Source organism: Streptomyces acidicola, assembly GCF_009377235.1.
GTDB classification, from domain to species: Bacteria; Actinomycetota; Actinomycetes; order Streptomycetales; family Streptomycetaceae; genus Streptomyces; species Streptomyces acidicola.
Map to the genome: position 1 here is coordinate 1 of NZ_VMNX01000306.1, position 9,690 is coordinate 9,690.

The 9,690-nt window shown below is 72.6% G+C and carries 10 protein-coding genes and 1 pseudogene; 8 read left to right on the forward strand and 3 right to left on the reverse strand.

The genetic code is table 11. The features are described 5' to 3' along the window. Nucleotides 1-179 precede the first annotated feature (179 nt). The 4 genes from FPZ41_RS41555 to FPZ41_RS41570 all read left to right on the forward strand — a co-directional run bounded on the left by FPZ41_RS41555 (nt 180) and on the right by FPZ41_RS41570 (nt 3,882). Complete coding sequence (locus FPZ41_RS41555) at nt 180-1,616, forward strand: MFS transporter (RefSeq protein WP_322621397.1); 1,437 nt, start codon at nt 180-182, stop codon at nt 1,614-1,616. Between the two features lie 145 nt (nt 1,617-1,761). Next, entirely contained in the window at nt 1,762-2,235 is a 474-nt protein-coding gene (locus FPZ41_RS41560; RefSeq protein ID WP_152869443.1) for a DUF2771 domain-containing protein, read from the forward strand. After that, nucleotides 2,205-2,963: a futalosine hydrolase gene (locus FPZ41_RS41565; RefSeq protein WP_407698893.1), complete on the forward strand. Its 759-nt coding sequence runs from the start codon at nt 2,205-2,207 to the stop codon at nt 2,961-2,963. Before FPZ41_RS41560 ends, FPZ41_RS41565 begins: the two co-directional genes overlap by 31 nt. A 91-nt stretch (nt 2,964-3,054) precedes the next feature. Continuing rightward, entirely contained in the window at nt 3,055-3,882 is an 828-nt protein-coding gene (locus FPZ41_RS41570) for a 1,4-dihydroxy-6-naphthoate synthase (RefSeq protein WP_322621402.1), read from the forward strand. Between the two features lie 134 nt (nt 3,883-4,016). Here FPZ41_RS41570 and FPZ41_RS50080 read toward each other — a convergent pair whose 3' ends face one another. Beyond that, nucleotides 4,017-4,400 carry a cold-shock protein gene (locus FPZ41_RS50080; RefSeq protein ID WP_322621398.1) on the reverse strand — a complete coding sequence of 128 codons (384 nt, stop codon included), beginning with the start codon at nt 4,398-4,400 and terminating at the stop codon, nt 4,017-4,019. 206 nt (nt 4,401-4,606) lie between these two features. Here FPZ41_RS50080 and FPZ41_RS41580 point away from each other — a divergent pair, with 206 nt between their 5' ends. After that, nucleotides 4,607-4,924 (forward strand): hypothetical protein, encoded by a 318-nt coding sequence (locus FPZ41_RS41580; protein ID WP_322621399.1) that lies wholly within the window; start codon nt 4,607-4,609, stop codon nt 4,922-4,924. Here FPZ41_RS41580 and FPZ41_RS41585 read toward each other — a convergent pair. Then, the gene (locus FPZ41_RS41585; protein ID WP_407698894.1) at nt 4,903-5,535 is read right to left on the reverse strand and encodes an HAD family hydrolase; all 633 of its coding nucleotides are present in this window, start codon (nt 5,533-5,535) and stop codon (nt 4,903-4,905) included. The genes FPZ41_RS41580 and FPZ41_RS41585 overlap by 22 nt on opposite strands. A 168-nt stretch (nt 5,536-5,703) precedes the next feature. Here FPZ41_RS41585 and FPZ41_RS41590 point away from each other — a divergent pair, with 168 nt between their 5' ends. Beyond that, a complete protein-coding gene (locus FPZ41_RS41590) occupies nt 5,704-6,699 on the forward strand; it encodes a FecCD family ABC transporter permease (protein WP_152869447.1) in 996 nt (331 codons plus the stop codon). Beyond that, on the forward strand, nt 6,696-7,754 hold the full coding sequence (locus FPZ41_RS41595; RefSeq protein WP_322621400.1) for a FecCD family ABC transporter permease: 1,059 nt from the start codon (nt 6,696-6,698) through the stop codon (nt 7,752-7,754). The genes FPZ41_RS41590 and FPZ41_RS41595 overlap by 4 nt, the downstream gene beginning before the upstream one ends. Before the next feature lie 22 nt (nt 7,755-7,776). Here the strand turns inward: FPZ41_RS41595 and FPZ41_RS41600 are convergent, their stop codons facing one another. Next, nucleotides 7,777-8,874 (reverse strand): hypothetical protein, encoded by a 1,098-nt coding sequence (locus FPZ41_RS41600; RefSeq protein WP_322621401.1) that lies wholly within the window; start codon nt 8,872-8,874, stop codon nt 7,777-7,779. 388 nt (nt 8,875-9,262) lie between these two features. On the opposite strand from FPZ41_RS41600, the pseudogene FPZ41_RS41610 reads away from it, so the two are divergent. Further along, nucleotides 9,263-9,690: pseudogene (locus FPZ41_RS41610) on the forward strand (DNA-binding protein); the annotation flags it as partial.

Below are 9,690 nucleotides of genomic sequence, written 5' to 3' on the forward strand. Positions count from 1 at the left end.
GATCAGCCCCAGCCCCGCCATCCCGTGCGTCGACTACCGGTCATCCGTGGTTGATCGCACCCACGCGGCGGAGCCGCACAAGGTCACAGCCCCGCGCCGCTTCGGCGGGGTGCGACCCGCCGAAGGCCGTCCGGGCCGTTACCGCACTACCCGGCCCCGACTCGGGGCACTATGACGGAGTGGCAGCCGCGAGGTCGTTCCGGGGTGCTACCGAGATCGGTGGGGCCAAGGTGAACAAGGGGAGCAGCCGAAGTGGCGGATCGGGCCGGATGACCGGAGCCGTCCGTTCCGTCGGGCGTGCCCTGCACTTCCCCGTGACCGGGGCGGCACGGGGGATCAGGAAGGTCACGCACGCGCAGGGGGCCGGGGAGTCCGGGCTCGGCAAACTGATCGAGCTGCACGCGGTCAACGGCGCCGGGGACGTCATGATCACCGTGGCACTGGCGTCCACGGTGTTCTTCTCCGTGCCCACCGACGAGGCCCGGGGCCGCGTCGCGCTCTACCTCGCCATAACCATGGCCCCGTTCGCCCTGCTCGCCCCCGTCATCGGCCCCCTCCTCGACCGGCTCCCCCACGGCCGCCGCGCCGCCATGGCCGGAGCCATGCTCGCCCGCGCCCTGCTCGCGCTGCTGCTGTCCGGTGCCGTCGTCACGGGAAGTCTGGAGCTGTATCCGGCCGCCCTGGCCGTGCTGGTCGCGTCCAAGGCCTACGGGGTCGTCAGGAGTGCCGTCGTGCCGCGGCTGCTGCCGCCGCGGTTCTCGCTCGTGAAGGCCAACTCGCGCGTCACGCTCGGCGGGCTGCTCGCCACCGGGGTGGCCGCGCCGATCGCGGCGGGGCTGCAGTCCCTCGGGCCCCGGTGGCCGCTCTACGGCGCTTTCGTGATCTTCGTCGTCGGTACGTTTCTGTCCTTCTCGCTGCCCCCCAAGGTCGACTCGGCCAAGGGCGAGGCCACGGCGCTGCTCGCGGCGGACGCCGAGCACCTGCACGGCCCGCGCCGCGACAGGGCGCTGAAGCGGCCTGGCCTGCGGACCGTCGGGATCGCCGTCACCCACGGTCTCGGCGCCAACGCCTCGCTGCGCTGTCTCTCCGGGTTCCTGATCTTCTTCCTGGCGTTCCTGCTGCGGGTGCATCCGATCGCCGGGCAGAGCGCCGCCGTCTCGCTCGGGATAGTGGGGGTCGCGGCAGGAACCGGCAACGCGCTGGGTACGGCCGTGGGGGCGTGGCTGAAGGCCCGCGCGCCCGAGATCATCATCGTGACCGTCGTCGCCTTCGTCCTGGGCATCGCGATCACGGCGGCCGCCCTCTTCGGAGCCGTCATGGTGGCCCTGCTGGCCGCGGCCGCCGGGTTCGCGCAGGCCCTCGCCAAGCTGTCGCTGGACGCGCTGATCCAACGGGACGTCCCCGAGCTCGTCCGCACGTCCGCGTTCGCGCGCTCCGAGACGCTGCTCCAGATGTCCTGGGTCCTGGGCGGCGCCATCGCCATGGCCCTCCCCCTCAACGGGGTCGTCGGCCTCTCCGTGGCCGCCGCGATCGTGTGCACCGGATGGATCACGACCGTGCGCGGACTGCTCTCCTCCGCCCGGCACGGGGGCGCGCCCCGAGCGCGGGTGGCCTGAGGACCGCTCGGCATACGGGGCGGACCGTCGGCGTGCGGAGCGGACCGTTCGGCATACCGCGGACCGTTCGGCATACCGCGGACCGTCCGGCATGCCGCGCACCCCTCATGGAAAGGCCGCTGGACATGCCAGATAGCCTTCGGCCATGACCTCCCTGCGTTCCGAAGCCCGCCGACGTCGCGCCGTCGCCACCCTCGGCGCCGTGTCCGCCGGCCTTCTCGTCCTGTCCGCCTGCGAGAAGCCGACCCCGATGGCCACCGTCACGGTCGGCACGAACTCGGTGAGCTCCGAGACGGACTGCTACAACGACGGCAAGGCCGTCCCCACAGCCGAGCTCGCGAAGTGCCTGAAGAGCAAGGACATCAAGTCCATCAAGGTCGACCCGGACGAGACGGTCCGCTTCGGCGTCGACCCGAACATCGCGGACAAGGGCTGGACGATCCTCATGAACGGTCAGCCGCTGACCGACACCAGCACGAAGACGTACCGCACGATCCCGGGCAGCGTGTTCTTCAACGCCCAGTACGGCGCCCAGGGCAACACCACGGTCGTCTCCATCCAGCAGGGCGAGACCAACGTCACCGGGCTGTGGTCCTTCAAGCTCACGAAGGACGCCTGATCACTGCCCCTGGGCCGCGCGTGCTCGTGGCCACGGCGGTCCCGGCCGAGAGGGACGCGGTGGCCAGGGCGTTCGGGACGCAGGCCCATGAGGTGCCGCTTCCCGGCGTGACGCTGCACCGCGTCGGCGACCGGTACGACCTCGTCGCCGCCGGCGTCGGTCCCGCCCTGGCCGCCGCCTCCACCGCCACCGCGCTCACCGCGGCGGCCCTGCGCGGCACGCCCTACGGCCTCGTCGTCTCCGCCGGCATCGCGGGCGGTTTCCCGCCGGACGCGCCCCTCGGCTCCCTCGTCGTCGCCGACACCGTCACGGCCGCCGATCTGGGCGCCGAGACGCCCGACGGCTTCCTCCCCGTCACCGAACTGGGCTTCGGCACCGTCCACCACCGTCCGCCGGAATCACTCGTACGAGAGGCCTCGGCCGCCACCGGGGCACGCGTCGGAACGGTACTGACCGTGTCGACGGTGACCGGCAGCGCCGAGCGCGCGGCCGAGCTCCGCGCCCGCCACCCCCGCGCCCTCGCCGAGGCCATGGAGGGTTTCGGGGTCGCCGAGGCCGCCGCCGCGCACGGTACGCCCGTCCTGGAGCTGCGGGCCGTCTCCAACCCCGTCGGCCCCCGCGACCGGGCCGCCTGGCGCATCGCGGACGCCCTGGCCGCACTCACCGAGGGCTTCGGGAAGCTCGCGCCCGTACTGGAGAGTTGGACTTCACATGACCGCGCTGAATGAACCCAGTGATCGCCATGAGCCCCGTGAGCCCCGCGAATCCCTTGAGCCCCGCGAATCCCTCGCATCCCGTGACTCTCTTGGTCCCCTGAACATCGCCTACTCGCCCTGCCCGAACGACACCTTCGTCTTCGACGCCTGGGCCCACGGCCGGGTGCCGGGCGCACCCGCGCTCGACGTGACGTTCGCGGACATCGACATCACCAACGGCATGGCCGAGCGCGGCGAGTTCGACGTGCTGAAGGTGTCGTACGCGGTACTGCCGTACGTTCTCGACGAGTGGGCGCTGCTGCCGTGCGGAGGCGCGCTCGGCCGGGGCTGCGGGCCGCTGGTGCTCACCACGGAGCCGGGTGTCGAACTCGCCGGCCGTACCGTCGCCGTACCGAGCGAGAAGTCGACGGCGTATCTCCTGTTCCGCCTGTGGGCCGCGGACACGGTGCCCGGCGGGGTCGGGAAGATCGTGGTCATGCCGTTCCACGAGATCATGCCGGCCGTGCGGGACGGAAAGGTCGACGCGGGGCTCGTCATCCACGAGGCGCGCTTCACGTACCAGAACTACGGGCTGCACAAGCTCGCCGACATGGGCGAGCACTGGGAACGCACCACCGGACTGCCGATCCCCCTGGGCGCGATCATCGCCAAGCGCTCCCTGGGCACCCGGACGCTGCACCTGCTCGCCGAGACGCTCCGTACGTCCGTACGCGCCGCCTGGGACGACCCGGAGGCCTCCCGCCCGTACGTCCTGGAACACGCCCAGGAGATGGACCCGGCGGTCGCCGACCAGCACATCGGGCTGTACGTCAACGAGTTCACGACCGACCTCGGCGAGGACGGTTACGCGGCCGTTCGGGGGCTGCTGACGCGCGCGGCGGCGGAAGGGCTGGTGCCGGCGCTCGGGCCCGGCGCCCTGGACTTTCCCTGACCACGCCCACGGAAGTCCGCCGGCGGCGGGGCGGACGCGCGGCGGCCGAGGGGCCGGCTTCCGCCCCTCGGCTCGCAGGTGCTCGCTTTCCCGTAAGCGGGTCGGACGTCGACGTCCGATTCCCGAAAAGGGGCTCAGACGTCCAGCTGGTCCGCGACCGCGCGCAGCAGGCCCGCGATCTGCTTGCCGGAGGTCTTCTCGGGGTAACGGCCCTTCTCCAGCATCGGTGTGATGTTCTCAAGAAGGGTCGTCAGGTCCTGGACGATGGAGGCCAGTTCGTCGGGCTTCTTGCGCTGGGCGGCCGCGACCGAGGGCGTCGGATCCAGGATGGTCACCGAAAGCGCCTGGTCACCACGCTGGCCCGCGACGACGCCGAACTCCACGCGCTGGCCCGGCTTGAGAGCATCGACTCCGGCGGGCAGAACCGAGGAATGGACGAAGACATCGCCGCCGTCGTCGCGGGAGAGAAAGCCGAAGCCCTTCTCGCTGTTGAACCACTTGACCTTGCCGGTAGGCACGTCTGTCCTCGTCCTCGTTGCTCGTCGGAAACTGCGTCGGAAAAGTGTGCTCGGTGTGTTCCGGGCGTGTTCTGGGTGTGCGGAAACTGCTCTGTATAGCACTACAGCGGGTCGTGGGGACCCGCCGGTACCAAGGCTAATGCTCGGGGGCCCGGTGACAAGACGTCACCCGGCTGTTCCCTTGCGCTGGGAACTACCCTGGTCCGGTGCGTGACAAAACCCAAACGAATTCCGCCGAACCCGGCGACCGGCTGATCCGTGCCGGTTCCGTCGTGTTCTTCCTCGGTGCCGTGGCCACACTCGTCACCCTGGCCCCACTGTTCCTGGGAACGACGCCTTTCCCGACGTACATGTTCGGGCTGAGCATGCTCATGGGCGTCGGATTCCTGATCGCCGGGGCAGGCGTCCTGAAGTCGATCGCGGCGGGCCGCCGCCGGGCCCGCCGCGTGAGCGGCACCGGCGACTCGGGCAGCGCCGGCGCCGCAGGCAGCTCGGGCGACCCTCAGGCCGCCGCCTCGCGGTAGTTCGCCAGCCAGGCCGGGAACGCGGTCAGGTCCGGCAGGACGGCGTCCGCGCCCGCCGCGCGCAGCGCCTCCGCGTCGAACGGTCCGGTGGCCACGGCGAGGGAGTACGCCTCGGCCGCGCGCGCTCCACGTATGTCGCCGGTGTGGTCGCCGACGTACACGGCCGCGTCGTACTCGCGCAGCGCCAGGGCCTTCTGCTCGGCCCACAGGTCACCGATCACGGCGTCCGGCTCGATACCGAGGTGTTCCAGGTGGAGCTTGGCGTTCGGCTCGTACTTGGCGGTGACGACGATCGCCCGGCCGCCCGCGTCCTGGACGGCCCGGATCGCCTCGCGGGCGCCGGGCAGCGCGGGCGTCGCCGCGATGGCGACTGTGGGGTACATCTCACGGTAGAGATCGCCCATGGGCGCGAGTTGATCGGCCGGGAACCAGTTCGCCAGCTCCTCCGCCAACGGCGGCCCGAGCCGGGTGATCGCCAGGTCGGCGTCGATGTACGTGCCAGTGCGGGCGGAGAGTGCCTGGTAGCAGGCGTGGATGCCGGGGCGCGAGTCGATCAGGGTCATGTCGAGGTCGAAGCCGATGGTCAGCGCGGGAGAGGTCGTAAAGGCCATATGGGCCATTGTGCCCAGCCCGGATGACACCGATCCCGGCCCACACCCCCGCGCGGCCTCCCGCGCACCAAGGCATGGCCTCCGCACACCCCCGCACGGGCTCCGCGCACCCCACCCATAGACTCAGGCCAGCCTTGCCTTCCCTCACCCTCACCCCGGAGCCCGCCCATGCCCGCCGCCCGACGCGTCCTCGTGATGACGGCGGCCGTCGTCGCGCTGGGCCTCGCGGTGCTGCTGAGCCTCGCTGTCGGTGCCCGCGCCCTGGCCCCCTCGGCGGTGCTCGACGCACTGCTGCACGGCGGGGACAGCGCCGCCGCCGACGTCGTACGGAGCCTGCGGCTGCCCCGCACCCTCGTCGGGCTCATGGTCGGGGCGGGGCTCGCACTGGCCGGAGCGGCCCTTCAGGGCATCACACGGAACCCCATCGCCGACCCCGGAATCCTCGGTGTCAGCCAGGGCGCCGCGGTCGGTGTGGTGCTGGCCATCGCGTTCGCGGGGGTGCACACGCTCACCGGCTACGTCTGGTTCGCGTTCGCGGGCGCGGGCATCGCCTCGGTCGTGGTGTTCGCGATCGCGTCGAGCGGACGGGGCGGCGCGACCCCGGTGAAGCTGGCCCTGGGCGGGGCGGCGGTCAACGCGCTGCTGGTGTCCGTGACCTCGGCGGTGCTGACCACCCGGGCGTCGGCACTGGACGAGTTCCGGTTCTGGCAGGTGGGTTCACTGGCCGGGCGGGACGCGGAGCTCGCGGCGCAGGTGTGGCCGTTCCTTGTGCCGGGGGCCCTGCTCGTGCTGTCCGTGGCCCGCGGGCTCGACGCGCTCGCCCTGGGCGACGACGTGGCGCGGGGGCTCGGGCACCGGGTCGCGACCGTACGGGTCGTGGCCGGGCTCGGCGCCACCGTCCTGACCGGTGTGGGCGTGGCCGCCGCAGGCCCCCTCGCGTTCGTCGGCCTCGCCGTCCCGCACCTGGCCCGCGCCCTCGTCGGCCAGGCCCACCGCTGGATCCTGCCCCTGTCGGCGCTGCTCGGGCCGACGATGCTGCTCCTCTCGGACACGATCGGGCGGGTGCTGTTCCCTCCGGCGGAGGTACCGGCGGGCGTGATGACAGCACTGATCGGGGTGCCGTTCCTGGTCTTCCTGGTGCGCGGCAGGGCGGTGGCCGCGTGAGCGTCCTGGGCTCGGCCGGATACACGGCCGTACGGGCGGGCCGGACGTCCGTCCTTCTGCACCGCAGGGCCACGCTGGTGGCCCTGACGCTGACCGCGCTGCTCGCAGTGACGAGCCTGGCGTACCTGTGCGTGGGCGAGCGGTTCGTACCCCCGGGAGAGGTTCTGAAAGTCCTCACCGGCGAGCCTTCCTCGGCCAAGCTGGTCGTGGGCACGCTGCGGGAGCCGCGACTGGCGGTGGGCCTCCTGGTCGGGGCCGCGTTCGGCGTGGCGGGCGGCCTGATCCAGACGGTCGCCCGGAACCCCCTCGCCAGCCCCGACGTCATCGGGATCAGTCAGGGCGCGAGTGCGGTGACGGTCGCGGCGATGACGTTCGGGGTGACGTCGTACGCGGTCCTGCCGTACCTGTCGGTGGCGGGAGGTCTGGTCGCGGCCGTGCTCGTGTACGTACTGGCCTGGCGCGGCGGCCTGCAAGCGACCCGCTTCGTCCTCATCGGCATCGGTTGCGCGATCGCGCTGCGCTCCGTCACGACCCTGCTGATGACCAAGGGCGACTACCTGGTGGCCCAGCAGGCCCAGATCTGGATGACGGGCTCGCTGAACGGCCGCGGCTGGGCCGAGGCGTGGCCCCTCGGCTGGGCGCTTCTGCTCCTGCTGCCCGCCGTGGTGTGGGCGGCCCGGGCGCAGCGGACGGCCGGCCTGGACGACGACACGGCGGTCGCGCTGGGCGTACGGCTCGGGCGGGTACGGCTCGGTCTGGTGGCCCTGGGTGTGGTGCTGGCCTCCATGGCGACGGGAGCGGCCGGTCCGGTGGACTTCGTCGCCCTGCTGGCCCCCCAGATCGCCCGCCGGCTGACGCGCACGCCCCAGATCCCCCTCGTCTGCTCGGCGCTGCTGGGAGCCTTCATCGTGGTCCTGGCGGACCTGCTGGCCCGCCGCCTCTTCTCCCCCACGGAACTGCCGGTGGGGGTGCTGACGGCGGCGGTCGGGGCGCCGTACCTGATCTGGCTGATCATCCGCAGCCGTACCGTGCGCACGGCGGGAGGCGGGGCGTGACCGGGCCGGGGCCCGTCCGGCCCTACCTCCGGCGCTGGGAACGCCAGAGCAGGTAGAGGGCGGAGGCGACGGCCGCGGCGCGCAGGACCCAGGGCCAGGTCTCGGTGACCGCGTCGTTCATGTGCCCCTGGGCGATGGGGTCGCCCCACCTGCCGTCCGTACGCCCCCACAACCAGACGACCCAGGCGACGGCGACCGTTCCGGGGACGCCCAGGACGGCCCACTTGGACTCGTTCTGGGTGAGACGGCGGGACAGATAGGCGATCAGCCAGCCGAGGGCGAGAGGTACGAGACTGCCCATGACGGCGCCCGCGACGAGGAGGGCGGCGGCGAGGAGGAGCAGCGGGTTGTTCCAGCCACCACCGGAACGACCACCGGAACGACCGGGACGCAGCCGGGGAAGGACACGCCGACGGGTACGCCCGCCGCCGGTTTCGCCCCCGGAGCCCCCCTTCCCCTCCGCGCCGCTCTCCTCGGCGGTCTTCTCCAGACCGACCGCGCCGTCCTTCTTCTCCGGCCCATCGGACTCCGGCGACTTCGGCGACTTCTCCGGAGGGGGCTTCAGCAGCTCGGGGATCTCCACACCGCCGACGAACCCGGGCACGCTCTCGCCGAGATCGAAGTTGCTCCCGTGCAGACCGCCCTGCGGGCGGGCCAGGGGGTTGCCGTCCACCCGCCACCAGTCGGCCTGTCCGGCGCTGTCGCCGATCTCGTCGAGTCCGGCGAGGTGCGGCGGGGTGGGCCCGGCGTCCCTGGCCCGCGCCGACGGAGGCTCGGCGGGACGCGGCCGGGGCACGACCCTGCGCAGCCCCTTGGGCCGGTCCTCCGCTTCGCTCTCCCGCTGCACGGGTACGGCGGGACGGGGCTCCACCGGCCCCGCCACCCCGCTGTCCTCGCCACCCGCGGCGGCCACGACCTCGTCCGGGGTACCGAGACGCGCGAGGATCCGGCGCACCGCGGCCGGACTGTCCACCGGCGTCTTCGCCCGGCGCTGGTCGATCTCGTTCCGCAACTCCGCCACGAGCCGCATCCGCGCCGATGACGGCAACTGCCGCTGCTGGGCCAGGTCACCGACCCGGCTCAGATACTCAAAGACGACCTGGTCACTCTCAATCCCCACGAAGTCCCCTCCGGGGCGCGTGCGTTACGGAAGCGGCACCGCAGACGTTACCGCGCCCCACCAGGGGCGCGGGGCTGTGCCCTTATGCGGCTCCGCCGCGTGGGCGCGACCAGCCACAGACGACCCGCAGACTCCCCACAACAACACGGGGCTCCCACCAACCGAGGACGAGGGCGCAGCCCCCCAAAGGGGCGCGGGGCTGTGCCGATATGCGGCTCCGCCGCGATGGGGGTCCCCCCGGTCGAGCGCAGCCGAGAGTGGGGGAGCGACCAGCCACAGACGACCCGCAGATTCACACGGCATCACGGGGCTGTCGCTGACAGGGGGCCTGGGGCGCAGCCCCAAGGAAGACCGTGCACCCACGGCACGGCACGCTACCGTGGAGCGGATGAGCACCGAGGAGCAACCGGACCGCACCCCCGAGGGCGCCCCCCGTTCCCTGGCGGAAGCCCTCCGCACGAGGGACGACCAGTCCCTGTCCGCACTCCTCCGCACCCGCCCCGACCTCATCACCCCCGTCCCCACGGACCTCACCCAACTCGCCACCCGAGCCGGCACCCGCGCCTCGGTCGTCCGCGCCCTGGAACGTCTGGACCACTTCGCCCTGCAGACCGCCCAGGCCCTGGCCGTGGCCCCCGACCCGGCACCGTACGACGCGCTGCTCGGCCTCATGGCGGGCGACACCCCCGACGAGGCGGTCACCGCGGCCCTCCCCCGCGCCCTCGGCACACTCCGCGAGCAGGCCCTGCTCTGGGGCCCCGACGACTGCCTGCGCCTGGTCCGCACCGCCCGCGAACTGCTCGCCCCCTCCCCGCA

Bases quoted from the DNA above. Each gene is read 5' to 3' on its own strand.
- FPZ41_RS41560 (WP_152869443.1), top strand. From the start codon at position 1,762: ATGACCTCCCTGCGTTCCGAAGCCCGCCGACGTCGCGCCGTCGCCACC.
- FPZ41_RS41590 (WP_152869447.1), top strand. From the start codon at position 5,704: ATGCCCGCCGCCCGACGCGTCCTCGTGATGACGGCGGCCGTCGTCGCG.
- FPZ41_RS41585 (WP_407698894.1), bottom strand. From the start codon at position 5,535: ATGGCCTTTACGACCTCTCCCGCGCTGACCATCGGCTTCGACCTCGAC.